We start from the raw sequence: 24,411 nt of genomic DNA, 5'->3' as shown, positions 1-24,411 counted from the left end.
AAATGCTTATGGAGGCACGCTCTTCCCTACTTTTGACCGCCCCCAAAATTTAGGTTAAGAAATTTCACAGACATTCCCAAAAAATGTATAATAAGGATTCACACCCATACTGTTAATCTCTTTTTAAAAGAGCTACTTACCTTTTTCCTCCTTAAGTACTGAATAAAGATGATCTGCGGGCATTTACAAATTGGGACTTTTATTTATGCATCAGCACGCCCATCGCCCATCGTAATTTTCTAAAATAATTAATATGAAATAGCAACATTTCACTTCTTTGTACCCCAATATAAATGTAACAAACATAGATTTTTTCTAATTACGTTTCTTGTAAAGATTTGATTAAATAGGCTAACACAAAACGACGCCTCCCATAGGAAAGGCGCCGATTCTTATAAGAACCTGTCTAAAAACAGGTTTATCTGTTATGGAGATTAATATTTACATTAAAAAAATATAGTATTTTCTTAAAGGAATAGAATTTGGATTTACTAAATCTTATATATATATTATGACAAAATTCATAATATATGGTGTCCTACATTGTTGGACTTCATAATTGAGGAATTATAAAGGAGAATTGAAATCTATGTATTTTTTTTCTGGAATCATTTTTATTGCCATTTCAATTGTAATGTTCTTTTTCGTTGATTTGTTCTCTAGGGCTTTTCCCCATGAAGTAATGCTATTTGATGAAGACGTGAAGCAAGGATACTACCATACAGGTTCTCTGTGGTTCCCCATCATCGCAGGAATAATCGGCTTATTTCTCATCGTGCTGCATTTTATACTGCAGGAAAAAGCTGAATAACCATATCTAAAAAATTATCTTATTCTTCGTGGCAACAATATTTACAACTAGCTCTCCTAAGCAGGAGAGCTTTTTCTTATTTATTTTTAAAATTCACTTCTAATCAGACTTGCTTGTTTCTTACTATTGTAGAAATCTGCTATTATAGCTGTTGATATAACCTTTATTTTGACTTCTGAATATGTAATACTTTAATCTTGCATAGTAATTCCTTCCAATTCCAAGTCTTCCAATTTAATTTTCTACAAAAAATGGTAGAATTGTACTTAATAATAATTTTAAAAGGAGCCTTTCACTATGGGACGCAATCTCCCGGATCACCTCGATATTGCGGTTCTAATGGATAATTGGTCTGTCAGTATTCAGCTTGATAAAAAAGGTGCTGCTGCAACTATTCATAAAGAGCTTAAGAAATATATTAACGAGTTTGATGTCGCGACGCTTATCACATATTACCTGTTTGAGAGCCGCTATTATTTGATTCAAAAAGATGCTGTGAATAGCGCTATATCGCTTTATAATGCAAGAGCACACCAAGACCACTTCCATGATACCCACCTATATTTCTTGTACTTAGCAGAAGGTATTCTTTTCTATGATGAAGGAAATTACCAAAAAGCACTTCATTATTTTGAGAGAGCTGAGAATTACATCGAACAACTGGATGATCCTATAAGTATAGGTGAATTCCACCTTCGAAAAGCCATGACCTACTATTTTCTCGACATTACCAATCTGTCTGTTCTTCACACTGCAAGAGCTGCAAAAGTATTCAAATCTTCTAAAAGACTGGAATTCCTGCTTGCCCGGACGCAAATGTTGCAGGGATTAAATTACATAGATCAACTCAACTACGAATCAGCTGAAAAATCTCTTCTCAAGGCGTTAACAATATTCAAGAAAAAAGAAAATGAAAATTTTATCTCTTCTACAAATCTTAATCTAGGCGTGCTTTATGTGAAGCGTGGTTTACCGGCTATGGCAATTCCCTATCTTAATGCAGCATTGCAAGGAAAACAAAAACGAATTGAATTAAAGATCCTGTACTTATTAACTGATTGTTATTGGAAAACGAATCAATCTTCTATAGCGATAGAAATCTATAAAGAAGGATTTCGAGCCAGCATTGAAGAAAATAATATGACAAAGAAGTGGGAATTCGCCATGCTGCATAAAAAATATGAAGACAGGCTGAATTTTGAGATTGTCTGGCAGGAGGGGATAAAGTATTTTCAAAGTGTAGAGGATATGTATAATGTCAGGCTTTTTTCGAAAGAATTAGCCCAATACTATGCAGATAACAATCAACATGACCTTGCAATGAAGTACTATCTGTTAACTCTTACTTAAAAAGAGGAGGATTTGTTTGAAGAAAGTTATTTTTTCATTGGTACTAATAGGTACTATTGTAATAAGTAGCTTAGTCGGATATGCAAATCATCATGGTACTACAGAAAAGCCAACCGATCTTGGAAGCGCAGTATTTCTCTTAGAGATTCCGGATAAATAAACAGAAGAAAACTGATTTAGAGAACGGATATCCTTATGATACGTGTCCGTTCTCTTTTTGTGCTCCTGCTTAAGTCGTACTTCATTCAATGCTAATATAGAATTAAGATAAAAGTATATTACCCTGAGAGGATGTGGATGCAGTTGATTAGATTCGGTATTGTCGGTACAAATTGGATTACCGAGAGATTCATTGCAGCTGGCAGACAGCATGAAGATTTTAAAGTCACAGCAGTGTATTCCCGTTCGGAAGAAAAAGGACAAGCATTTACTAAGAAGCACCAGCTTCAACTCGCTTTTACTGATATTAACGAGATGGCTACACACGATGAAATAGACGCTGTCTATATTGCCAGCCCTAACGCTTTGCATGCAGAACAAGCCTTATTGTTTATGGAGAACGGCAAGCATGTACTTTGCGAAAAGCCTTTTGCCTCCAACAGCAAGGATGTACTACATATGATCAAAAAGGCAGAAGAAAAAGGCGTCGTTTTAATGGAAGCAATGAAATCTACATTCATGCCGAACTTCTTAACAGTTAAAGAAAATCTGTATAAAATCGGTCCTGTACGATCTTATTTTTCTTCAAGCTGCCGTTATTCTCCGTTCTATGATGATTTGAAGAACGGATCACTGCCAAACCTATTCAATCCTGCCCTATCTGGCGGAGCTTTAATGGACCTTGGTGTTTACACCATCGCTCCCCTAGTTGCGCTACTCGGCAGACCAACAACTATTCAAACGACTGGTACTATTTTGGAATCAGATGTTGATGGGCAAGGGCATATGCTCCTTGACTATGGAGAAATTAAAGCAAGTGTCATGTTCTCCTGCATTACGAACTCCTATCTTCCTACCGAAATAATCGGCGAGAAAGGAACAATTGTAGTCCACCATATTTCCAGTCCCAAGAAAGCGGAAATACAATATCCTGACGGAACAAGTGAAGACATTAGCAGACAGCAGGAATATGACCCGATGTACTATGAAATAGCTGAGTTCATCCAGCTTATCCAAACGAATAAACAGCAGTCCACGATCAACACATGGGAAAATTCAATTATCACAATGGAGATACTTGATCAGGCGAGAAGACAAATGGGTGTACCAACAAATTAAATAATAGCGTTCTTCAACGTTACCAATATAACCAAAAAGGACACTTATCCTAGAGAAGTGTCCTTTTGGTTATATAATATAGTTCTTATTGATTCCCTTTCTTAACCCACTCTGCAACAGAAACTGTACGTTTCGCCTGATGCTTCACAGCAGCTTCCACATCTTCAATCATCTTGCCATCTTGGCCCACTGTTACGCTTGTACCGTAAGGATTTCCTCCAGCTGCGAATAATACTGGATCTGTGTAGCCTGGTGTAGCGATGATTGCGCCCCAGTGCATCATGCTTGTGTATAGGGAAAGCAAGGTTGCTTCTTGTCCGCCGTGCGGGTTTTGCGCAGATGTCATAGCGCTGACTACTTTGTTTATTGTTTTACCATTAGCCCAAAGGCCGCCTTGAAGATCAAGGAATTGCTTCATTTGAGATGGCATATTACCAAAACGTGTTGGTACGCTGAAGATGATGGCGTCTGCCCATTCCAAATCAGCAGAAGATGCGACAGGTACGTCTTTTGTTGCTTCTGTTTGTGCTTTCCAAGCTGGATTACCATCGATGACGGATTGTGGTGCAAGTTCTTGTACTTGCAGTACTTTTACTTCTGCGCCTGCTTCTTTTGCAGCTTCTTCCGCCCATTTTGCCATTTGATAGTTCGTACCGCCCATGCTGTAATAAACTACTGCTAATTTAACGTTTTCCATTGTTTCATTCTCCTTTGTTTTTCCAAATAATTTATCTAAAAATCCCATTTGTGTTTACACTCCTCTTGTGGTGATTTTGAACTTGCTTAGAATCAACCCAATCATTTGATGCGCAATCGCGTTGACGAATTCTTATAACAATCTAACTAACATACCACTCACGAGCTGCTTCCACTTCTGTGTTTGTTAGCTGATGTCCGTTGTTTTCCCAATGGATCTGGACGTCTGCATGTGCTTCTTTCAGTAGCTTGACCAGTTCCAATGATTCCGCCGGTGAACAGATTGGATCATTGGTACCTGCGGCAATAAAGACGTTTTTGCCGGTTAGATCCGGAAGCTCGATTCCTCTTCTTGGCACCATCGGGTGATGGAGAATGGCACCTTTTAAGCTATTCTGATAATGGAACAACAGGCTTGCAGCGATATTGGCGCCATTTGAATAGCCGATTGCGATAATGTTTTCCCGGTCGAAGTCATATTCTGCTGCAGCTTCATCAAGAAACTTATTTAATTCACTTGTATGGAATACAAGATCCTCTTCATCAAATATACCTTCCGCTAGACGTCTGAAAAAGCGCGGCATGCCATTTTCCAAGACGCTTCCCCGCACGCTCAGTACAGAAGCATCTTCATCGATTCTCCCTGCTAGAGGCAATAAGTCCAATTCATTTCCGCCGGTTCCGTGCAGCAGCAGGAAGGTCGGCTTTGTGCTATCTTTTCCTTTATGAAAAAAGTGTTTCATCATGTATCCCCCCCTAAAACTCTGACTGTGATGTCCGGAAGTGTTTGCTCCAATTCATCTCGTTTGGATTCAAACCAGGACGGCAGCATGAGTTTCTCTCCCATCTGTTCTGTTTGTTCATCCACGGAGAAACCTGGTGGATCTGTCGCGATTTCAAAAAGAATGCCACCGGGTTCGTGGAAATATAATGCGTTGAAATAATTTCGATTGGTTATCTCAGTCGGATAATGATCCTTCTCTTCCAAAAGCTCGTGCCACTTCTTCTGCTCTTCATCGCTTTTTGCGCGCCAAGCAATATGGTGAACAGTTCCAGCACCCATTAAGCCACGGACTGTTGGAGTGAGCTGAATATCGACTGTATTGCCAATTTCCGAATCGGCACGGAACCGGACATAATCACCTTCCTGGCCGATGCATGTCAATCCCAGAATGTTTTCCAGAATATTAGCTGTTTGATGAGGCGCTGCTGAATACAATGTCGCACCGGCAAATCCTTTTATCGCAACTGCCGATGTGATGCTGCCAAAGTTCCAGCTGTTCACAGGGCCAAGTTTTTGTTCCACCAACTCCAGACGAAGACCATCCGGATCAACAAAGCGGAGATACCTTTCGCCGAATCGTTTAGCAGATTCAGTCACTATCTCATATTTCTTCAGCCGCTCCTCCCAGAAAGGAAGAGCTCCGTCTGGGATGCTGTAGCTGGTTACGCCGACTTGCCCTTTTCCAATACGACCCTTGAGCTGTTTTGGCCACGGAAAGAATGTGATGATCGTACCAGGACTGCCCAGCTCATCCCCAAAATAGAGATGGTATACCTCAGGTCTGTCAAAGTTGATTGTTTTTTTCACAAGTCTTAACCCAAGAACACCTGCATAAAAATCAACTGTTCTTTGCGCGTCATTAACCATTGAAGTGATATGATGAATTCCCGCTGTTTTAAGCATTTTTCTCAATCCTTCCGCCATGAGATAGCAACTTTTTTCGGCCTTTCAGTAGAAAAAACTCTGGTTGGAAACTTATAATTTTTTGTGAGTTCAAAGAATCGCTTGAAAGCAACTGACCTCATGCTTTCGCTGACATCAGTCTAAAACTCTAACCTCGAATGGCAATACATGATTTTCGATTTTACTGCGCTGCTGTTCATATTGCGCTGGAAGCATCAATTTCTCACCCATTGTTTCCTGGGTTTCATCAATTGCAAATCCTGGAGGATCTGTTGCGATTTCGAATAGGATTTCGCCGTGCTCCCGGAAGTAAATCGCATTGAAGTAGTTTCTATCTTGAACGCGTGTGACGCCATAGCCAAGTCCATCCACATATTCACTCCAATCTAGCTGATCCTGATCATCGCTTGCACGCCATGCGATGTGGTGAACGGTACCAACGCCCATTTGGCTTTTTCCGCTCGTTGTCAGTTTAATATCAATTATATTTCCGATATCGCCTGCAGCTTGGTAGCGGACATAATCGCCTTCTTCTCCGACTCTCTTCAAACCCATTTGCTTGAGTAGCTCTGCTGTTGCGCCAGGAGTCTTAGAATATAGAGTTGCCCCTCCGAATCCTTTGATCGCAACTTCAGGTGTCACATCACCGAACGTCCATGTATTCGTTTCGCCTGCTTCTCTTTCCACAATTTCTAAATGCAGCCCATGTACATCATCAAACTGCAAGTACTGCTCACCAAAGCGTTCTGTTTTCGCAAACGCAATTTCAAATTTTTCCAGTCTGTTCTCCCAAAAAGCAAGTGCGCCTTTTGGAACCACATAAGATGTAACGCCCACTTGACCGTCGCCGATCTTGCCTTGGTAAGCATTTGGCCAAGGGAAGAAGGTAATAATTGTTCCTGGTTTTCCTTTTTCGTCGCCGAAGTAAAGATGGTATGTGCCGGGATCATCAAAGTTCACTGTTTTCTTCACGAGACGAAGTCCTAATACACCAGCATAAAAATCAGTGTTTTCCTGTGGATGTCCTACAATTGCGGTAATATGATGAATTCCTTGTGTTTGTTTTGTCATGTCTATACACTCCCCATTTTTTTATTGATAACTAACAAATTCACTAATTGGTCTGCGATATCCTCTTGGTTTTCTGCTTGCTGTTTTTTCTTTGCCAATCGTAATCATCAGTACTGCTTCATATTGCTCTGGAACATTTAATGCTTCCTTAACTTTGTCCGCATCAAAGCCGATCATCGGACAAGTATCCCAGCCTTTTTCCTTGGCCGCCAGCATGAACAGCATGGCGGAAAGGGATGCATTCCGGATTGCTTCGTCCCGGTGAAATTCCTGCCCCCGTTTTTCATAAAAGGAGACCGTGTCATTCACCATAAGGTCATATTCTTGTTTATTAATAACTCCTAACAAATTCAAGCCCTTATAAATATCGGCTGCTTGCTGGAAGGCTTGTTTATCGCCTAGTACAAGGATTACAGCAGATGAACTCTCAACCTTGTACTGTCCGTTTGCTGCTTCTTTTAATTTCTGTTTCTTTTCAGAGTCTAGGACGACTACGTAATTCGTGTGCTGCAGATTAAATGCTGATGGACCTAGCTTTACTAATTTGAAGATCTCATCAAGTTCTTTTTTCGTTATTGGGTTGTCTGGGAGAAAGTTGCTTGCTGATCTCCGCTGATTTACTAACTCGATAAATTCTGACATATCTTCTTCGTCTCCTCATTTACCTCGAATTCGAGATACCTGAATAAAAAAATTTAAACCATTTACTTCGAATTCGAGACATTTGGTTAAAAAAATATGAGCTCTCAAGAAGAAGTACTTTATCTCGAATTCGAGATAATTATATATCACATCAATTAAACATGTCAACAGGTTCTTTTTAATATTTTTTCCTACATAAAAAGACCGGCACTAATGCACCGGTCTTTTTCCCCTTTTATACTGACTCTCTTCTCAACGCCACATCCGGTCGATTCCAATTCTGCATCCAATTACGAATAGCTGTTATCATGATGACGAGCCCTAGGACAAGCATGATAATCGACAAGATTCCGTTCAATAAATTGTAGCCTGCTGCTTCTGCATTTAAGTACACATTCGTTACCATCCAGTAGCCTGCGTAGTTGACCGTCACGTACAGATACGCGAGTGGAATTAAGCAGGTTAGCATATAGCGGCGTTTATCTGCTATTTTCAGGATGATAGTTGCTCCGATGATCAATCCAATGGACGCCATCAGCTGGTTGGATACCCCGAACAGTGCCCAGACGGAGCTGATATCTCCGGAGAACAGCAGGTATCCCCACAGGAAGCAGGCGAGCGCACTGGCGAAAATATTACCTGGCAGCCAGTCGACGCGTTTAAGCGGCTTGTAGAAGACGCTACCGAAATCCTGAATCAAGTAACGAGCGACACGTGTACCGGAATCAATCGCTGTCAGGATGAACAATGCCTCGAACATGATCACAAATTGGAAGAAGAACGATGCCAAATTGTCGAACCATGAAATCGATGTGAAAATGAATGTCATCCCGACGGCCAATGTAACTGCCCCGCCGGTCCTGCCTTCCAGATCAAGCCCGATGGACTGACTCAAACTCGCCAGATCTACTGTACTCATATTGAGCGTTTGGAAAACTGCAGGTGTAGAGTTGATTGCGAAGTAGTCTCCTGGATGAAGAGCCGTTGCCGCAATCAAGGCCATGATACCTACTACACATTCCACTAGCATTGCACCAAATCCGACTGGCTTGATGTCACTCCAGCGATTGATCATCTTAGGCGTCGTACCAGAACCGACGAATGCGTGGAAACCTGAGATAGCCCCACAGGCAATCGTAATCGAGATGAACGGCCAGACGGGCCCATTCATTACTGGTCCTCCACCTCCAACAAATTCAGTGAATGCCGGCATTTGAATCGCTGGGTTTACAATGAATACCCCTAAAATCAATGCCAGGAATACACCGATTTTCAAGAAGCTGCTCAAATAATCTCGTGGTGCCAGTAGTAGCCATACTGGCAATGCTGCTGCAAAGAATGCGTAAATCGGTAAAAGAATGGATAATGTCTTTACATCTAATGTTAAAAAGTCCCCTAGTGGCGTACCGACAATAAGCGGTCCGACGAATACGCCAGCCATGATCAATGCGAAGCCAACGATAGTAGCCAGCTTCAGATTGCCTGTTTTGCGATGATACAATCCCACTGCCATTGCAATCGGAATCGTAATACCAACCGAGAATGTCCCCCACGGATTCTCTTCCAGTGCATGCAATACGACTAAGGATAAGCCTGCCATCGTAATGGTGATAATGAATAGCATGGCAAGTCCTGTACAAAAACCAGCAACCGGCCCAAGCTCCCGTTTCGCAATTTCCGCTACTGACTCTCCCTTTTGCCGCATGGATGCGAACAAGACGACCATATCATGGACAGCTCCCCCGATAACTGCACCAATCAATAGCCATAACAAACCTGGCAAGTAGCCGAACTGCGCCGCCAGAATCGGTCCAACTAGCGGACCTGCTGCAGCAATTGCCGCGAAATGGTGTCCGAATGACACCCATTTGTTTGTCGGCACATAATCCTTGCCATCCTCCAGCTCATGAGCTGGTGTTTTCTTTGAATCATCCAGCTTGAGCACCTTTACCGCCATAAATGTTCCATATAAGCGGTACACAATCATCAAAATACAAATCGACCCGATCACCATTGTAATCGCATTCATATTGTTCCGCCCCCTCAAAGCAGAAGTTATATACCACTCCACTATACGGGACAAATCTTCAATTGATAGCGTTTACATTATAAAAAGCGAAAATCTGATGATGAGTTGCAGGATTGGAAGGTTGAAATGCAATAAACACTCTGTGACACTATCTTCTTTATACGGAATACGAATCAACCTCGACACCCATTTAACTGGAAATGTTATGCTAAGAGTATGCGAAACTATATAAGTAATCTGCTATTTGTCACCGGTGCTTTGACGATGTTGGTTTTAGGTCTTATCTTTGACTATTCGCTCCTTGCATTTGTACTATCATCCCTGCAGTATATCGCCGCTCTTATTGTTCATGGAAAAACAAAAGCTCGGACAGATTGACTGCCCGAGCTTCCTCATGCTGTTTCAGCTTGTGCTTCTTTTCTAATTCTTAAAAGTATCATTTGCCATATCATAAGGAAAGTTAATCCCCAATAGTAGAATTGATTAAAACCAAACCCTGTATCTTGGCCAGGCTGTAAGATATTTAATACTGTCAAAAAGAGCTGGAAGAATGCCAGGAAGATAAGATCATAGATTAAGCTTCTCGCCACCACAGCCCCGCCAATTATTAAGATAACAGCAACCGCAGCAAGCCAATTGCTTTGCATAAACTGCAGAGCACTTATTTCTGGATAATACTGAGCAACGAGCCATAAAGCTATGATAGCAAAGGTTGTAATACGCAACCACAGAAATAAAGCTTTCATCCCAGTTCCTCCTTACAGTTTTTTCTAAATTATACCAAAAATAAAAACAGTACTGTACACAGATATAAAAACAATGCAGCAGGAACTTACTGTGAAATTTAAAACAACCGCATCTCTTTTACCCGTTCCAGTAACGCTTATACTCAGCTTTCATTCTCCGCACCGCACCTATTACTGGTGAATTTAATTCACTATAAAATAACTAGAATTAGTCCTAAAAGTAGGACAAGTACCCCAACCAACACAGAAATTCTCCCGACCTTTAATCGCAGCAATCTATCTTCCTTCGTTTCGGTATGGTAGTTCGCCCGCTGCTGCTGTCCGCTAGTTAGAGCACCCATAAATATTCCACCATTTATAACGGCGATAACGCCAATAATGAGTAATACATTTGCCATATGCATCCTCCTTCGGCTCTTATAGTATTTATATGGAAAAGGTTGCTATTGGAACATCACTTTTATGTAGATGAAGCATCTTTCTTATAAGAAGGAAAAGAAACAGCAAACAGCGTATAGATAAATGAAGGAGGAAAGAATATGAATACCTTACATAACGATTTCATCTCACACCAAACTCGGCTTGTGATCACTGCTGCCATGAGTGGTATGCCCTTATGACGCAAGCATCTTTTTCCCATTTACTGCAGATTTTCCCCTGTCCGGATATACAGAAAACAGCAGCTTATTATGAAAAAATAGGATTTCGGTCTGTTCCTTATCTTAATAGTGCAGAGCCGCATATGTGTCTGTACCGTGATACTATCGAGCTTATTCTGACGCAATCTGCACTGGAGAAAATCTTCCCGAATCGTATTCAGTATGGCTACGGATATGATGCGTATTTCATTACAGAGAAGCTGGCAGCGATGCAGCAGGAATTTGTAAACAAAGGGATCACCCTCGTTCGCCCGTTAATGGTGACCGACTACGGCAATAAGGAGTTTGTGTTTGAAGATATAGATGGCAGATGGATTGCAGTCGGGAACAAAATTTCATAAGAAAGACCGTTTTCTATTTAGAAAACGGTCTTTCTCTTCATCTATAAAAGTCATGCACGATTCTTAACAGCGTCGCTTACTTCTTCCGGCCTTATCGTTTTAATTTTCTTTATGAAATAATAGTGTTTTATTAGACCAAGTACAATTAATACAATTTTCACTAGCCATATATCTATATAAAATACCGAAAATAAAATGAAGGCATCTGCAATTATGTTAATTCGAATTTTTTCTTTAAGGGTCATGCCTTTTTTCTCTGTGATAGCCAGTACATATTTTGTATAGAAAGTGGTGCTTTTAAACCAATCATCAATTCGTTTGGAGCTTTTTGCATAACAAAATGTAGCTATCATCAAGAACGGGCCGCCAGGCAGTACCGGCAAAACGATTCCTGCTATCCCAAAGCCTAAGAAAATGGTTCCAAGCAGGAAGAATAAGACGTTCTTCAGTTTTTTTATGATCATCACCTTACTTTATAAATACCTTTGATTACCTCGCATTATATCAAAAAAATAAGATAGAAAGTAAGCAGTTATATTGCTAATACTGAAGTCCGTACGGAAACTGTAAGAATTCTGTCAATATAATGGAAAAGTATTGAAAAAAAGAGCCCTCGCATTTACAAGAGCTCTACATTGGCTTATTTGTTTATTTCCTTAATTTCCATTCCCTTTTGCTTTAACAGGCTTTTAAGACCTGAACGGAATGTCGAATACGACTTGAATCCTTGGAATCCTGAATTAGATAGGACGAGCTTTTGTACCAATTTGGCTGAAAAGCCGACGAATAACGTTTCAACTCCCATAAGCTTCAGTGCCTCTGTTAGATTTTTTATATTGGCACTTAGCTCCCCGTAGCCAATTGTATCTATATCCAAGTAGTTGATACCGGTAAGATCAATGATGACTGTATCTGCATCAACATCGACGACGCTGCCTACGATCTTATCCTGAATATGTGTAAAGCGTTCCACAGAAAATGTTCCAGTCAGCGGAACAAGAATCGTATTCGGTACAATGGATGGAATCATCGGTGCAGATAATTCCTTAATCATTCCCTCGTATTCTGCAAGTTTTTTCTTCAGCCGTTCATTTTCCTGATGCAATTCTTCCATGCTGGCTATGTCCCTCATCACCTTACTGTGAATTTTCCCTCTCTATCTATAGCAGTATTATACACGCTCTTCCTGAGATATAGAATATACTTCCCATTTCTCATAGGGTGTAATCTACTTGTAATTTACATATTAATGCATCTATATCTACAAATTTGGGCGGAAATGGTAAAATATAACGAAAGACAACTATAAAGGGGACGCGTATGGATAGGAGTTTACTTGTAATAGATCAGGATTTGACTGCGGCTTTGGAGGATTGGTATTTGCAGATCCGGCTTGGGAAGCGACAGAAAGCATCAGACATGTATCATGAATTGTCAGTCCGAGTAGAGGAACTGCAACAGGAGGATACACTTTACATAGTCTATTTATTACTCTCCTGCCGGTTTCATGTGCTTGTATCGGATTTGACGAAAAGTAAACGGTATCACGACGAAGCAGGCAAATATAAGCATGCTTTCGTGCCAGCATTACATTATTATTATCATCTTGCAGAAGGAATGCGTCTAGGTGAAGAAAAGGAATATATGTCTGCACTTGCTGCCTTTGAACAGGCAGAGGAATATCTCCCCTCTATTGATGATGAAGTAGAACAAGGTGATTTCCACTTCCGTAAAGCGATGACATATTTCTACTTGGATATTTCATCTCTTTCTGTCTTCCATACAGAATATGCAGTGAAAGTTTTCGAAAAACACCCAGCTTACCGATATCTTCTTGCTCGCAGTCTTTTAATGCGAGGACTCAACTTTATTGACCAAAAGGAATTCATTCAAGCAGAGAATACCTTGAATGATGCCCTTTCACATACAGATTTTAAAAATGAAGGTGCACTGGCTGCATTAATTCAGCATAATATTGGATATTTATATGCTGCACAACAAATGCCTTTAGCAGCTATTCCATACTTAACAGCTGCCCGTAAGTATCGGACATATCCTGCTTATTTGAAGACATTATTCCTTTTGGCAGACTCTTATTGGAAGACTGGACAGCAGGATAAGGCAATGGATGCCTATCAGGAAGGATTCCAGCTTAGCATCGAGGAGAAAGATGACATATTCAAATGGGAATTTGCCATGCTGCACAAAAAGTTTGTCGATCATGCAAATTTTGAAACGGTTTGGACAGAGGGAATTGAATACTTCTTGGAACAAGGCGATAAGTTCAATGTACGAACTTACGCCAGTGAGCTAGCGGCGTACTTTACAGAAACCGGACAAAACGATATGGCTATTTATTATTACAAGCTTTCTTTGCAATCCTAGTACACGGAAAACACAACCAAGAAACGGCAGAAGTATAACTATAGGGAGGAACGCATGTCTCATAACTTAGTCTTACTAAAGCCGATTTCTGAGGAAGATGCCAACGCATTACTGCCGATATGCGATTCGTCAGCACGATGACCAGACTATCATCGGTACTTGTGGATTCAAACGCTTAAACTTTCGGCATGAAACAGGCGAAATCGAATTCGAGCTCGACAGTGCCTTTTGGCACCAAGGATACATGAAAGCAGCCCTGCAGGAGCTTTTTACACATCGGCTTTGACAGATTGCAGCTGAATAGGCTCGAGGTCAAGGACGAAAATGGGAAGGTCAGTTTCAGGATGTTCTTCTCTTCAGTCTGCTTCATTCCGAATTTCGCAGCTAAACCGAGCTGACGAAGTATAGAAAGCTAAAAGGAGACATCTATATAGATGTCTCCTTTGTAATTAATTATCAATAAGTGCGCTAAGTTCCGCTTGAAATACTTTTACTTCATCTTGATTATACGTGCTTAACTGCACCGTCACGATACCATTGCCGCGACGTTTTGGAACAGTCTCAATCACTTCAACGACAACCCGCAGCTCATCATTAGGAAATACCGGCTTTATAAATTGGATATTGTTCATCCCGGTCCCCGCTACTACGTGCTCTCCGTAAACACCTGTCTCAACCCACAGCTTGAAGGAAGTGCTCATCGTCTGCATTCCAGACGCAATCAAATTACCGAAGCGTCCTTGCTTGGCCTTTTTTTCGTCTATATGCATATATTGAGGATCGTACACTTTAGCAAATTCGATAATGTCTTCTTTAGAAAGCTTGAGGGCTTTCGTTTCGTAGCGCTGTCCTACTTCATATTCACTGAATTTCATCTTGGCACCTCTATTTCTATCTGTTTTGCTGCTTTTACTGTTACCTATATACGTATCAGATTACTTTGCGACGTGTATATGAATTCATGTCGGTATTATATAGAAAAAAACAAGATAAGTACACTGTGTTATATATCAGATTTTTAAACATAAGTAGTCAAAAGCAAAATATTTTATGTTTAGTCTGTGGTTTGTTAGGGTATTTAATATGAGTTAAATAATAGAGGTAATACAAGGGGGTTATCATTAACTTGGGTGATAACCATGGCTGTGTATTCATCGAATAGATGGAAATCTGTATAGAAGGAAAGGAGGAATGTACTCTCCTTTGCTTGATGATTTACTTAGGTTGATACAATTTAACTTACTGAATCAAAAACCTTTCAAATACCCTTTGAAAGCTTTTTTAATTACATTTTTTATATCAGTATGGTTAGAGATCTTTTGCGCACAATATGTTACATAAACCGGATTGCGATGGATCAAACCTTAAATCAAAAAGTATGGGTGTTTACAGTTAGATACATTTTCCTCATGTGACAGCTATGCTGGCCCTACCCCTGATTTCCAAAGGGAAATGCAGTGATTTGTAGCCAGTTTAACTGTATTTGTTGTCCTTGTATAACCGTATACCATGGAGTTGACAAAAAATGAAATTTAACAAGAAAAAGATTAACGTTGTAGATATACAAACAGCGAAGAAAAGTGTGTTTGCTACTGGAGTAGGAAACGCAATGGAATGGTTCGATTTTGGTTTATATTCCTACTTGGCTGTTATAATTAGTCAAAACTTTTTTAGTGCTGTTCAAAATGATGAGCTGAAATTAGTGTTCACCTTTGCAACATTCGCGATTGCCTTTTTGATGCGTCCAGTGGGCGGAATTATATTCGGTAGAATTGGCGATAGATTAGGAAGAAAAGTCGTTTTAACGACCACTATCATTTTGATGGCTTTTTCTACATTACTCATCGGATTATTGCCTACATATGATCAAATAGGTATATGGGCACCGATACTCTTATTAATCGCAAGAATTATTCAAGGGTTTTCAACTGGCGGTGAATACGCTGGTGCAATGGTCTATATTGCAGAATCTTCTCCAGATAATAAGCGTAATATACTGGGAAGCGGATTGGAAATTGGTACGCTCACAGGCTATATATTAGCTTCACTAGTTGCCAGCTTACTCTTTATCGTTTTATCTGATGAGCAGATGGCTTCGTGGGGATGGAGAATACCGTTTCTGCTTGGCTTACCATTAGGACTAGTTGGGATGTATCTAAGAAAAAGCTTAGAGGAATCACCAATTTTCGAAAATGAACTTTCAAATAATGAAGGTCAAGAACAAGTGGAAGAAAGCTTCCTGTCTATACTGAAAAACCATAAAAAAGATATTATTGTTTGTTTCGTAGCTGTGGCATTCTTTAATGTGACAAACTATATGCTATTATCTTACATGCCATCCTATTTAGATGAAATCATTGGCTTATCCAGTACTGTAGGTACCGTATTGATTACACTTGTCATGATCATCATGGTGCCACTTACATTAATGTTCGGCCGACTCAGTGATAAAATCGGAAACAAAACTGTATTCTTAATTGGTTTAGGCGGATTAACACTTCTTTCTGCGTTTGCTTTTTATTTAGTGAATTTGAATGGTTTGGTATTTGTTTCGATAGGTATTCTCATTCTTGGTGTGCTGCTTGCAACGTATGAAGGCTCTATCCCTGGATCCTTACCAACGATGTTTTACACAGATATACGGTACCGAACATTATCTGTAACGTTTAATGTCTCGGTTTCCATATTCGGTGGTACGACACCATTAGTTTCCACATGGCTCGTCCACCAAACAGGGAATAATTTAGCACCTGCCTGGTATTTAACGATCGTGAGTATCATTGGATTCCTTGTGATTCTATTCTTGTTCAAGAGTACGTCAGGGAAATCCTTAAAAGGATCTTACCCTACAGTTGCTACGAAGTCTGAGTTTAAAGAAGCTGTTGAAAATCCAGAGGATGCCCTATGGTGGAAAGCAGAAGAAGAAGATAATAAACCTGTGTAACAAGCGTTCACTCTGCGCGAGTTACTATGAAGGTAAACATAACAAGCTCAACCTCGCTGGCACTTGATGAGGTTGAGCTTGTTTTATTTGAACTAACGTCCGATGTATTTGAAAGATTGAATATGCGTTTGTGATAATTCGATAACGTCCTTTGTGAATTGCTCCTCAGGCATTTGAAAATCCTCTGCAATCAAGTTGCGAACAAGCCCGTAAAACCCAAAAGCCGTGTATATCTTGAAGTAATCCATATTCACATGCATCCCATTAATTGTCTCAAATTCAAATTGCTTTTCATATATGTTCTTGATCGCATTTGGAAAGCGGGTATGCATACCCGGCAGTGTGTCTTCATATTTAATTAGTTCAAAAAAATTTTTGTTTTCATAAATATACGCAATAAGCGAGAAGGATGGAACATCTATATCTTTTGTAGATGTTTTTCTCCCTGGTGTGTACATAATACCCGCAGCGCCCTCCAGACCCGTAAACATTTTGTCGAGCAGATCCTCTGCTAACTCGATTTTATCTTGATAATGGAAATAGAATGTACTGCGATTATAAGCTGCTTCTTCGACAATATCTTTCACTGTGATCCCATGATACCCCTTCTTCTTGATCAGCTTGATCAACGCCTCACGAAAATGCTCTTTTGTCCGATTGCGCCGTTTAGATGTCGAATTTTGTTCATATTCCATAAAAAAATCCCCCCTTAGTCAGACATTATTGGATCATCTGTCTATTAATTAGACATCTGCTTTTCAGCTACTGATTGAGAAATGTGTCCAAAGTATTACAATTAAATTGTAACCGATTTAATACTATTATACTGGGGGAAACAAAAATGGGGAAATTACAAAATAAAGTTGCACTAATTACAGGGGGAGCATCAGGGATTGGCGCTGCTACAGCTCGTCTATTCGCAGCAGAGGGCGCTAAGCTCGTATTAGTCGACTTGAACGAAGAAAAAGGAAAAATGGTGGAGGAAGAACTTAAAGCTGCTGGTACAGAAGCAGTCTTCATCAAAACAAATATTACAAGCGAAAACGAAGTAGCTGATTTGTTCAAACAAGCAGTTACTGCTTTTGGAAAAGTCGATGTTGTGTTCAACAATGCCGGTATCGGACGTGTTCACCCTTCGCATGACTTGGATTATGCTGAATGGCGCAACACAGTAAACGTTGACTTGGACGGTGTATTCTTAGTTGCCCGTGAAGCACTTCGCATCATGCTTTTGAATGGCAGCGGCACTATCGTGAACACTGCTTCCATGTATGGCTGGGTCGGCTCACCTGGATCTGCAGCATATAATGCAGCCAAAGGCGGCGTCGTGAATCTTACACGCTCTCTTGGACTTGAGTATGCGGACAAAAATATCCGCGTAAACGCATTATGCCCAGGCTTCATCGACACACCAATCATCCCGGAAGATGATAAAGTGGCACTTTCCACGATGACACCAATGAAGCGTCTTGGTAAAGCGGAAGAAATGGCGAAAGCTGTTTTATTCCTAGCTTCTGACGATTCTTCTTATATGACTGGTAACAGCTTAATCGTTGATGGCGGTTATACTGCACAATAATATTTAAAGCCCCACTCTCTGATCGTGAGTGGGGCTTTTCTTTTGCATTAACGACTTCTCAACTCCACACGATATCCAGCTTATCCGCATAAAAAGCAATTGCCCTCTGATATTCTAAGATATCATTATCGGATGTTGTTTCGGCAAGCAATTGGAGGAGAATCTGCATCGCTTCACCATGTTCTTTTTGATTATATTTCACCATGGCGTAGAAAACAGGAAAAGCATTATTTTTGGGGAACAGATTCATTGCTTCTTTCAAGGTTTGCTCAGCTTTTTTATAATTCCCTAGTGTCCGGTATGTACTTCCTAACCCTAAATAAGCACCCTCTTCATGCTCTTTTGGTAATCCCAGCGCAATTCCACGTTCATAATAAGGTACAGCAGCAGCTTCCTGTCCAAGTACATCAAAGCTCCATGCACATTGATACTGTACTTCAGCATCATCTGGATAAGCAGAAGCCAACTCGATCAATCTTTTATTGGCTTCCGCCAGCTTACCTGCTTCTCTTAAACTAATCGCCTCAAACAGCTCATTCATAAACCAAATCGCTCCTTCACTTCTCTCACATAAGTTCTGCTCACCGGAACTTTAGAACCATCCTCCATTACGAGATTATATGTGGAATTAAACCATGGCTCTAACGCAGTTACATGTTCAAGATGGACGATATAACTGCGATGCACACGCATAAAACTCGAAACTGTCAGCTTTTTCTCCACAGATGCCAGCGGCTCATTTAAATGGAAGAGCTTCTGGAGTGTCTTTATCTGGGTTTTACCGCTCTGGGTAGTGATATAGAGGATGGACTGGATATCGAGCAAAGAAATCCGCTCATTCTCTATGACGGGAAGTTTCTTGATTGGCGTTTTCGGCTCCGAAGCACCCGGGATCATCCGCTGCAGTTTATTAATGCACTGATTGATCCGCTGTTCATCGAATGGCTTAAGCAGATAATCAGCTGCATGCAGCTCAAATGCCTGCAGAGCATAGTCATCGTACGCTGTTGCAAATACGAAGGAAGGTGAATTTGGCAGCTGTTGCAGTTTTTCCGCTAGCTGCAGCCCAGTTCCTTCGGCAAGTTCTATGTCTAAAAAGACGACATCAGGCGCTGTGTTTCGTATGGCTTCATAGCTTTTGGTTAAAGTCGATCCTTCTCCAATAACTTCGACTTCTCCGCTATTTTCCAAAAGAAAGACAAGCTCCTGGCGAGCAAGCGGCTCATCCTCGACGATAAAGGCCGTCATCATATGGTATCTCCCCTTTCTGACTGCTTGGCAGCTGGATACGAATAGTCGTACCTTTCTCCTGTTTACTTGTAATAAGTAATGTTGCTTCATGATTATAAATGCCTTCCAGCCGTTCCCGTATGTTAATCAGTGCTGTTCCTGTGCCTGTTACCGAATCGACTGTCTGCAGCCCTGCTTGAGTCAGTTTATCCTGTTCCATTCCATTTCCATTATCTTTCACAGTAATGCTGACATATTCATCCTTTCTTTTGATACTGATTAGTATTGTTCCGTTTGCTTCTGTGTCACGAAAACCGTGCTTCACACTATTTTCGACCAATGGTTGCAGCAGGAATGGCGGGACAAGAGTCTGTTCCAACCCAGGCTCAATTTCAAGCTGCAACATGAATTTTTCTGGAAACCTGGCTTGCTCCAGTGAGATATATGCCCGAATATGCTCGATTTCCTTCTCAAGCGGAATCAGCATATGCCTTGCTCCCTGCAAATTGCTTCGGAAAAAGCGGCTCAGTTCCTGCAACAGTTGACGTGCCTGGTTCGGGTCTGTTCTGCAAAGAATAGATATCGTATTAATGCTATTAAATAAAAAATGCGGATGAACTTGCGCTTGCAACGCTTTAATTTCCGCATCTTTCAGCAGCTTGCTCTGCTGCTCAGCTTCAGCAAGCTCCAGCTGTGTGGAAAACAGATTAGCTAATCCTTCTGCCAGCTCCTGTTCCACCCGCGTCAAGTCGTTTGGATTCATGAAATACAGCTTTAACGTACCAACTGTTTCCTCCCCGACTCGAAGTGGGAGAACGACCGCCGCACGCAGCGGGCAGTTCGGATGAGAGCATAAAATCTCTTCCTGTGATTTAGCCGTCAGTACACGCCCTTCCTGAAGCACACGTTTTGTCAGCTCGGTAGCAAAACCGTGGGTTGGTAAATGATGATCAGACCCGACCCCAACATGAGTTAGTACACCATGTTTATCTGTGATTGCGATCGCATCGGCCTCTGTCCATTCCAGCATGATTTCTGCCACTTTATTACACGAATCCGTGTTCAGTCCTTTCCGGAAATAAGGAAGCGTATGGTCTGCTATAGCAAATGCAGCATTCGTCTGCAGCGCGCGTGTTCGCTCTTGCTCTCGCAGGATAATCTGAATAATAAGCATGAACAGCAGCATGCCGATTCCATTTATTACGATCATCGGCAAACCGATGATTTGCACAAGCTGCCAAGCTGGTTCCATGTCGGATGATAGCAGCAAAATCAAGGCCATCTGGATGATCTCCATCGAGACGCCAATCAGGATAGCATACCCTGCTGTCAGCTGTTTTTTCTGTTTGCGTCGACGTCCGAAATAGCCCGCTGCTAAACCAGCTAATACAGTTGAGATTGCACAAGCCTCAGCTGTGAATCCGCCTAGTAACAATCGGTGCACACCAGCTATTAAGCCGACACCCAACCCTACAATAGGTCCTCCCAGCAAACCGCCAATCGTCACCCCAAGAATTCGAGTATTTGCAATGGCACTATCCGCCTCAATATCTAATAACCACGTGTTGGCCATGCGATTGTCACCATGGATCTCTACGCCTGTATAATTGCTCAACACACCAAAGAATCCGAAAATAAGCAATAAAAGCAATTTCTCTTTCATTGATTGATTGTGAAGAATAAGCCGTCGAAACGCTTTCAATTGGGAGAACAGGAAAACCGTTATCAGGATGATACCCACCCGTTCAATCATTAATGGAACCAAACTCAGCATGCTGTCTCCCCCCGCAATATGTCTTAGTTCCATTTTATCGGAAAGGCTTCCAGTTTAATAGATAAGGCATCAAAATGTCTTGCTTTCTGTTATAATAGTACAAGTTTAACACCGTTTAGGAGGCTTTTATTTTATGTTAAAAAAGAACGCCCTTTATATACTCTTCCTTGGTACACTCTGTATTCTCGCTGGAATTGGTGTGATGATATGGGCTAGTGATAAATTTTATTTAGGAATTGCTTTTGTTGTTCTTGGACTAGTCTATGGATTGGCTGGAATTTTGCTGTACCGCAGATCTAAAAAAATAGCTTCGACTAAGCACGAGTCTAAAGAATAATCGGAGGAAATTAGCGTTTCGTGTGGCCACTTTTTTATAATATCTTTCGATTATAAAGGGAGGAATAGCGATGAATTTTTCTATAAAAATAAAGCTGGAAATCTCCCCGTATGCTGCAGCTGGAATCGCTGCAGCACTTTGTTTCTTAATCATCAAGAAAATTCGCAGCTAGTACATAACCGCCTTGCTTTCAATGAGCTTGGCGGTTTTCATTTATCTCTACTAAGGGAATAGTCCTACAAGAAAATTTTGGAGGACAGGTGATCAGATGGAGAAGAAGTACTGGAAGGAAAGTGTTATCTACGAATTGTATACCCGTAGCTTTAAAGACAGCAATGGAGATGGAATCGGCGATTTTGGCGGTATTTTGGAGAAAATAGATTACTTAGAATATCTCGGAGTGGATACAGTATGGCTTCCCCCTATCTATGTATCCGCGGATGTTGACCACGGCTATGATGTAAAGGATTTCAGAGCCATTCAGCCAGAGTACGGGACAATGGAACAATTTGAAGACATACTGGCAGAATTTCACCGTCGCGGCATTAAGCTTGTACTCGATATCGTACCGAATCATACCTCCATCGAGCATGAATGGTTCCGACAAGCGAGGTCCTCTAAGGATAATCCTTATCATAATTATTATATTTGGGAACAAGGAAACCCCGATGGCACTCTTCCTTCGAATTGGCGCTCCCATCTTGGACACCCAGTGTGGACGTGGAATGAGCAGACAGAAGAATTTTATTTGCATCTTTACAGCGATAAACAGCCCGATTTAAATTGGGATAACCCGCAAGTCCGCCAAGAGATATATGATATTATGCGATTCTGGCTGGAAAAAGGAATTGACGGCTTCCGTATAGATGCAGTAAATGTCATCTCGAAGGATCGGCGCTTCCCAGATTCTGATCAAGAGACATTACAGGCTAAAGGTGAGGAATACTTTAAAAACGGTCCGCACATCCACAACTATCTGCATGAAATGAACAGAGAGTTGAAAAAGGATTTCGAGTTCTTCACAGCAGGTGAAACCTCTGCCGTACATGATCATGATGTACTTCGGTATACAAAGCAAGAGCGTGAAGAATTGGATATGGTACTGTCTGCTGAAGCATCTGAACTCGCTGATCAGGATGAAGATAAGTACAAAAGTAAGAAATGGTCAGTACATGATTTCCGTGAGGTACTTCGCAAATGGCAAAAGGACGTTGGCGATGGCGGAGGCTGGTTCGGTTTATACCTTAGCCACCATGATGCACCGCGAATGGTTTCAACCTTTGCAGATGATGGAGAATATAGGATTCCATCGGCAAAGCTGCTAGCTACTATGCTGCATACTTTGCGCGGGACACCGTTCATTTTTCAGGGAGAAGAACTTGGTATGACCAACTATCCTCATTTCGATTCTATTGATTCAATAGATGACCAAGAAGCACTCAGCTACTATGATTTGAAAGTGAACGAGCAAGGTGCTTCTGAAACGACTATTATGGATCGAATACAGGAGAAGACTCGTGACCATGCCAGAACTCCAATGCAGTGGAATACATCAGATCAAGCAGGCTTCACAGATGGTACACCTTGGCTCCCGGTCAATCCGAATTATAAGGAAATTAACGTGCAATCAGGTGTTGATAATCCAGATTCTGTTCTGCAGTTTTATCGCAAGCTAATTCGGCTCCGTAAAGAAAACTCCATTATGGTATATGGAGATTTTGAGATTATCCTAAACGACCACGAGCAAATCTTTGGATATATACGCCAGCTGGATAATGAGGAATGGATTATCCTGCTGAATATGACTAATGAAGAAGCACAATACGATATCCCCAGCGAGTGTGTGGATGATTGGGATAAAAAGAGTTGTGTAATCAGCAATTATCCACATGTGGATAATAAAAATATACTACAACCATACGAAGCAGTTGTGTATAAGTATGAAAAATAATAGCACAATAAAGAGGAGCGTCTGCAGGGCGCTTCTTTTCTTAGCATGAAAAATATGCTAAGAATGTGTCAATTTCTTGACTTATCTAGTTCAAAAGTTCATCATAAAGTTGTAGGATAATTTACCTAAACACACTTACTGGGGGTCACGCATATGTCAACAATCGAAGGAAAAGTAGCAATCGTTACAGGAGCAGCATCTGGTATCGGTCTTGCAACTGCAGAAGCTTATGTAAATAAAGGCGGTAAAGTAGTTATTGCAGACTATAACGCTGAAGCTGGACAAAGAGAAACTGACAGACTGAAAGCGGCTGGCGGGGACGTTCTATTCATCGAGTTCAACGCTGCTGAACAGGATTCTATTAAGAGTTTGATCGATCAAACAGTAGCACATTACGGTCAAGTTGATATTCTTGTAAACAATGCTGGTATCGGCGGCATGAGCGCAACTCATGAGCTGTCTTATGAAGATTACCGCAAAGTAATCGCAATCAACCAGGATGGTATTTTCTTGGCTTCCAAATATGCTATCCAAGAAATGTTGAAATCAGGCGGCGGCGTCATCATCAACACGTCTTCTGTACTCGGCTTCGTTGCACAGCCTGGCGCATTCTCTTATAATGCCAGCAAAGGTGCTGTTAACACATTGACTAAATCTCTAGCTGTGGAATATGGCGATAAAAATATTCGTGTTAACGCTGTAAACCCAGGCTTCGTTGAATCAGGAATGGTAAACAAAGAAGCTCTTGGAGACTTCTATGATAGCCTTGTAGCGAAACACCCAATTGGCCGTCTTGGTAAAGCGGATGAAATCGCACACGCTATCGTATTCTTGACTGAAAACGACTTCGTAACAGGTGAAACGCTTGTAGTTGACGGCGGTTACCTAGCTCAGTAAATAC

General features: G+C 41.1%; 27 protein-coding genes. 12 read left to right on the top strand and 15 right to left on the bottom strand.

Annotated features, from left to right (window positions below; genetic code table 11):
- Positions 1-589: 589 nt before the first annotated feature.
- The 4 genes from CHH58_RS07605 (at position 590) to CHH58_RS07595 (ending at position 3,439) form a co-directional block, all read left to right on the top strand.
- Positions 590-811: a hypothetical protein gene (locus CHH58_RS07605; protein ID WP_095260176.1), complete on the top strand. Its 222-nt coding sequence runs from the start codon at positions 590-592 to the stop codon at positions 809-811.
- Between the two features lie 297 nt (positions 812-1,108).
- Positions 1,109-2,161: a tetratricopeptide repeat protein gene (locus tag CHH58_RS07600; protein ID WP_095262285.1), complete on the top strand. Its 1,053-nt coding sequence runs from the start codon at positions 1,109-1,111 to the stop codon at positions 2,159-2,161.
- 16 nt (positions 2,162-2,177) lie between these two features.
- Positions 2,178-2,321 carry a hypothetical protein gene (locus CHH58_RS18355; protein ID WP_170937555.1) on the top strand — a complete coding sequence of 48 codons (144 nt, stop codon included), beginning with the start codon at positions 2,178-2,180 and terminating at the stop codon, positions 2,319-2,321.
- 143 nt (positions 2,322-2,464) lie between these two features.
- Positions 2,465-3,439 carry a Gfo/Idh/MocA family protein gene (locus tag CHH58_RS07595; RefSeq protein ID WP_095262569.1) on the top strand — a complete coding sequence of 325 codons (975 nt, stop codon included), beginning with the start codon at positions 2,465-2,467 and terminating at the stop codon, positions 3,437-3,439.
- Positions 3,440-3,524: 85 nt separating this feature from the next.
- Here the strand turns inward: CHH58_RS07595 and wrbA are convergent, their stop codons facing one another.
- From wrbA to CHH58_RS07555, 8 genes are all read right to left on the bottom strand, one after another.
- Positions 3,525-4,136: an NAD(P)H:quinone oxidoreductase gene (gene wrbA / locus CHH58_RS07590; protein WP_095227308.1), complete on the bottom strand. Its 612-nt coding sequence runs from the start codon at positions 4,134-4,136 to the stop codon at positions 3,525-3,527.
- Between the two features lie 142 nt (positions 4,137-4,278).
- The gene (locus CHH58_RS07585; RefSeq protein WP_141235095.1) at positions 4,279-4,878 is read right to left on the bottom strand and encodes an alpha/beta hydrolase; all 600 of its coding nucleotides are present in this window, start codon (positions 4,876-4,878) and stop codon (positions 4,279-4,281) included.
- Positions 4,878-5,822 carry a ring-cleaving dioxygenase gene (locus CHH58_RS07580; protein WP_095260174.1) on the bottom strand — a complete coding sequence of 315 codons (945 nt, stop codon included), beginning with the start codon at positions 5,820-5,822 and terminating at the stop codon, positions 4,878-4,880. Before CHH58_RS07580 ends, CHH58_RS07585 begins: the two co-directional genes overlap by 1 nt.
- Before the next feature lie 135 nt (positions 5,823-5,957).
- Positions 5,958-6,893 (bottom strand): ring-cleaving dioxygenase, encoded by a 936-nt coding sequence (locus tag CHH58_RS07575; RefSeq protein WP_095262283.1) that lies wholly within the window; start codon positions 6,891-6,893, stop codon positions 5,958-5,960.
- Positions 6,894-6,914: 21 nt separating this feature from the next.
- Positions 6,915-7,535: a nitroreductase family protein gene (locus CHH58_RS07570; protein ID WP_095232009.1), complete on the bottom strand. Its 621-nt coding sequence runs from the start codon at positions 7,533-7,535 to the stop codon at positions 6,915-6,917.
- 235 nt (positions 7,536-7,770) lie between these two features.
- The gene (gene cstA / locus CHH58_RS07565) at positions 7,771-9,564 is read right to left on the bottom strand and encodes a carbon starvation protein CstA (protein WP_095235366.1); all 1,794 of its coding nucleotides are present in this window, start codon (positions 9,562-9,564) and stop codon (positions 7,771-7,773) included.
- 392 nt (positions 9,565-9,956) lie between these two features.
- Positions 9,957-10,310 carry a hypothetical protein gene (locus CHH58_RS07560; protein ID WP_095262282.1) on the bottom strand — a complete coding sequence of 118 codons (354 nt, stop codon included), beginning with the start codon at positions 10,308-10,310 and terminating at the stop codon, positions 9,957-9,959.
- 191 nt (positions 10,311-10,501) lie between these two features.
- Complete coding sequence (locus CHH58_RS07555; RefSeq protein ID WP_095232006.1) at positions 10,502-10,708, bottom strand: DUF5316 family protein; 207 nt, start codon at positions 10,706-10,708, stop codon at positions 10,502-10,504.
- Positions 10,709-10,926: 218 nt separating this feature from the next.
- On the opposite strand from CHH58_RS07555, the gene CHH58_RS07550 reads away from it, so the two are divergent.
- Complete coding sequence (locus CHH58_RS07550; protein WP_095232005.1) at positions 10,927-11,310, top strand: glyoxalase; 384 nt, start codon at positions 10,927-10,929, stop codon at positions 11,308-11,310.
- A gap of 50 nt (positions 11,311-11,360) precedes the next feature.
- Here CHH58_RS07550 and CHH58_RS07545 read toward each other — a convergent pair whose 3' ends face one another.
- Positions 11,361-11,774 (bottom strand): YbaN family protein, encoded by a 414-nt coding sequence (locus CHH58_RS07545; RefSeq protein WP_095232004.1) that lies wholly within the window; start codon positions 11,772-11,774, stop codon positions 11,361-11,363.
- 176 nt (positions 11,775-11,950) lie between these two features.
- A complete protein-coding gene (locus CHH58_RS07540) occupies positions 11,951-12,424 on the bottom strand; it encodes an STAS domain-containing protein (protein WP_095262281.1) in 474 nt (157 codons plus the stop codon).
- 206 nt (positions 12,425-12,630) lie between these two features.
- Between CHH58_RS07540 and CHH58_RS07535 the strand changes: the two genes are divergently transcribed.
- Both CHH58_RS07535 and CHH58_RS07530 read left to right on the top strand, forming a co-directional pair.
- Positions 12,631-13,695 (top strand): tetratricopeptide repeat protein, encoded by a 1,065-nt coding sequence (locus CHH58_RS07535; RefSeq protein ID WP_095262280.1) that lies wholly within the window; start codon positions 12,631-12,633, stop codon positions 13,693-13,695.
- Positions 13,696-13,792: 97 nt separating this feature from the next.
- Positions 13,793-13,981, top strand: coding sequence for a GNAT family N-acetyltransferase (locus CHH58_RS07530; protein WP_095261590.1), 189 nt, complete (start codon positions 13,793-13,795; stop codon positions 13,979-13,981).
- Between the two features lie 163 nt (positions 13,982-14,144).
- Here the strand turns inward: CHH58_RS07530 and CHH58_RS07525 are convergent, their stop codons facing one another.
- The gene (locus tag CHH58_RS07525; protein WP_095262279.1) at positions 14,145-14,570 is read right to left on the bottom strand and encodes a MaoC family dehydratase; all 426 of its coding nucleotides are present in this window, start codon (positions 14,568-14,570) and stop codon (positions 14,145-14,147) included.
- Positions 14,571-15,220: 650 nt separating this feature from the next.
- On the opposite strand from CHH58_RS07525, the gene CHH58_RS07520 reads away from it, so the two are divergent.
- A complete protein-coding gene (locus tag CHH58_RS07520; RefSeq protein WP_095227268.1) occupies positions 15,221-16,639 on the top strand; it encodes an MFS transporter in 1,419 nt (472 codons plus the stop codon).
- Between the two features lie 92 nt (positions 16,640-16,731).
- Here CHH58_RS07520 and CHH58_RS07515 read toward each other — a convergent pair whose 3' ends face one another.
- Positions 16,732-17,334, bottom strand: coding sequence for a TetR/AcrR family transcriptional regulator (locus CHH58_RS07515; RefSeq protein WP_095262278.1), 603 nt, complete (start codon positions 17,332-17,334; stop codon positions 16,732-16,734).
- A 146-nt stretch (positions 17,335-17,480) separates the two neighbouring features.
- Between CHH58_RS07515 and CHH58_RS07510 the strand changes: the two genes are divergently transcribed.
- Positions 17,481-18,218, top strand: a complete 738-nt coding sequence (locus CHH58_RS07510) for an SDR family NAD(P)-dependent oxidoreductase (protein WP_095227264.1) — start codon at positions 17,481-17,483, stop codon at positions 18,216-18,218.
- 58 nt (positions 18,219-18,276) lie between these two features.
- Here the strand turns inward: CHH58_RS07510 and CHH58_RS07505 are convergent, their stop codons facing one another.
- The 3 genes from CHH58_RS07505 to CHH58_RS07495 are packed head-to-tail and all read right to left on the bottom strand — an operon-like array spanning position 18,277 to position 21,222.
- Positions 18,277-18,759, bottom strand: a complete 483-nt coding sequence (locus CHH58_RS07505; RefSeq protein ID WP_095234191.1) for a tetratricopeptide repeat protein — start codon at positions 18,757-18,759, stop codon at positions 18,277-18,279.
- Positions 18,756-19,469 (bottom strand): LytR/AlgR family response regulator transcription factor, encoded by a 714-nt coding sequence (locus tag CHH58_RS07500; protein WP_095262277.1) that lies wholly within the window; start codon positions 19,467-19,469, stop codon positions 18,756-18,758. The genes CHH58_RS07505 and CHH58_RS07500 overlap by 4 nt, the downstream gene beginning before the upstream one ends.
- Positions 19,441-21,222 (bottom strand): sensor histidine kinase, encoded by a 1,782-nt coding sequence (locus CHH58_RS07495; RefSeq protein WP_095227258.1) that lies wholly within the window; start codon positions 21,220-21,222, stop codon positions 19,441-19,443. Before CHH58_RS07495 ends, CHH58_RS07500 begins: the two co-directional genes overlap by 29 nt.
- A gap of 133 nt (positions 21,223-21,355) precedes the next feature.
- Here CHH58_RS07495 and CHH58_RS07490 point away from each other — a divergent pair, with 133 nt between their 5' ends.
- The 3 genes from CHH58_RS07490 to CHH58_RS07480 all read left to right on the top strand — a co-directional run bounded on the left by CHH58_RS07490 (position 21,356) and on the right by CHH58_RS07480 (position 24,407).
- Positions 21,356-21,559 (top strand): hypothetical protein, encoded by a 204-nt coding sequence (locus CHH58_RS07490; protein ID WP_095227256.1) that lies wholly within the window; start codon positions 21,356-21,358, stop codon positions 21,557-21,559.
- A 268-nt stretch (positions 21,560-21,827) separates the two neighbouring features.
- On the top strand, positions 21,828-23,510 hold the full coding sequence (locus tag CHH58_RS07485; RefSeq protein ID WP_095262276.1) for a glycoside hydrolase family 13 protein: 1,683 nt from the start codon (positions 21,828-21,830) through the stop codon (positions 23,508-23,510).
- Positions 23,511-23,663: 153 nt separating this feature from the next.
- On the top strand, positions 23,664-24,407 hold the full coding sequence (locus CHH58_RS07480) for an SDR family NAD(P)-dependent oxidoreductase (protein WP_095227252.1): 744 nt from the start codon (positions 23,664-23,666) through the stop codon (positions 24,405-24,407).
- Positions 24,408-24,411: the final 4 nt, after the last annotated feature.

The sequence above is a fragment of the Terribacillus saccharophilus genome, from assembly GCF_002272745.1.
In the GTDB taxonomy this organism is placed as follows: domain Bacteria; phylum Bacillota; class Bacilli; order Bacillales; family Amphibacillaceae; genus Terribacillus; species Terribacillus saccharophilus_B.
The sequence above is the reverse complement of the archived record's forward strand: the minus strand, read 5'-3'. Positions and strand labels throughout refer to the sequence as shown.

Bases quoted from the DNA above. Each gene is read 5' to 3' on its own strand.
- CHH58_RS07525 (WP_095262279.1), bottom strand. From the start codon at position 14,570: ATGAAATTCAGTGAATATGAAGTAGGACAGCGCTACGAAACGAAAGCC.
- CHH58_RS07500 (WP_095262277.1), bottom strand. From the start codon at position 19,469: ATGATGACGGCCTTTATCGTCGAGGATGAGCCGCTTGCTCGCCAGGAG.
- wrbA (WP_095227308.1), bottom strand. From the start codon at position 4,136: ATGGAAAACGTTAAATTAGCAGTAGTTTATTACAGCATGGGCGGTACG.
- CHH58_RS07545 (WP_095232004.1), bottom strand. From the start codon at position 11,774: ATGATCATAAAAAAACTGAAGAACGTCTTATTCTTCCTGCTTGGAACC.
- CHH58_RS07605 (WP_095260176.1), top strand. From the start codon at position 590: ATGTATTTTTTTTCTGGAATCATTTTTATTGCCATTTCAATTGTAATG.
- cstA (WP_095235366.1), bottom strand. From the start codon at position 9,564: ATGAATGCGATTACAATGGTGATCGGGTCGATTTGTATTTTGATGATT.
- CHH58_RS07560 (WP_095262282.1), bottom strand. From the start codon at position 10,310: ATGAAAGCTTTATTTCTGTGGTTGCGTATTACAACCTTTGCTATCATA.
- CHH58_RS07580 (WP_095260174.1), bottom strand. From the start codon at position 5,822: ATGCTTAAAACAGCGGGAATTCATCATATCACTTCAATGGTTAATGAC.
- CHH58_RS07490 (WP_095227256.1), top strand. From the start codon at position 21,356: ATGTTAAAAAAGAACGCCCTTTATATACTCTTCCTTGGTACACTCTGT.
- CHH58_RS07550 (WP_095232005.1), top strand. From the start codon at position 10,927: ATGACGCAAGCATCTTTTTCCCATTTACTGCAGATTTTCCCCTGTCCG.
- CHH58_RS07505 (WP_095234191.1), bottom strand. From the start codon at position 18,759: ATGAATGAGCTGTTTGAGGCGATTAGTTTAAGAGAAGCAGGTAAGCTG.
- CHH58_RS07530 (WP_095261590.1), top strand. From the start codon at position 13,793: ATGCCAACGCATTACTGCCGATATGCGATTCGTCAGCACGATGACCAG.
- CHH58_RS07585 (WP_141235095.1), bottom strand. From the start codon at position 4,878: ATGAAACACTTTTTTCATAAAGGAAAAGATAGCACAAAGCCGACCTTC.
- CHH58_RS07540 (WP_095262281.1), bottom strand. From the start codon at position 12,424: ATGGAAGAATTGCATCAGGAAAATGAACGGCTGAAGAAAAAACTTGCA.
- CHH58_RS07510 (WP_095227264.1), top strand. From the start codon at position 17,481: ATGGGGAAATTACAAAATAAAGTTGCACTAATTACAGGGGGAGCATCA.
- CHH58_RS07535 (WP_095262280.1), top strand. From the start codon at position 12,631: ATGGATAGGAGTTTACTTGTAATAGATCAGGATTTGACTGCGGCTTTG.
- CHH58_RS07600 (WP_095262285.1), top strand. From the start codon at position 1,109: ATGGGACGCAATCTCCCGGATCACCTCGATATTGCGGTTCTAATGGAT.
- CHH58_RS07575 (WP_095262283.1), bottom strand. From the start codon at position 6,893: ATGACAAAACAAACACAAGGAATTCATCATATTACCGCAATTGTAGGA.
- CHH58_RS07480 (WP_095227252.1), top strand. From the start codon at position 23,664: ATGTCAACAATCGAAGGAAAAGTAGCAATCGTTACAGGAGCAGCATCT.
- CHH58_RS07520 (WP_095227268.1), top strand. From the start codon at position 15,221: ATGAAATTTAACAAGAAAAAGATTAACGTTGTAGATATACAAACAGCG.
- CHH58_RS07495 (WP_095227258.1), bottom strand. From the start codon at position 21,222: ATGCTGAGTTTGGTTCCATTAATGATTGAACGGGTGGGTATCATCCTG.
- CHH58_RS07555 (WP_095232006.1), bottom strand. From the start codon at position 10,708: ATGGCAAATGTATTACTCATTATTGGCGTTATCGCCGTTATAAATGGT.
- CHH58_RS07515 (WP_095262278.1), bottom strand. From the start codon at position 17,334: ATGGAATATGAACAAAATTCGACATCTAAACGGCGCAATCGGACAAAA.
- CHH58_RS07570 (WP_095232009.1), bottom strand. From the start codon at position 7,535: ATGTCAGAATTTATCGAGTTAGTAAATCAGCGGAGATCAGCAAGCAAC.
- CHH58_RS07485 (WP_095262276.1), top strand. From the start codon at position 21,828: ATGGAGAAGAAGTACTGGAAGGAAAGTGTTATCTACGAATTGTATACC.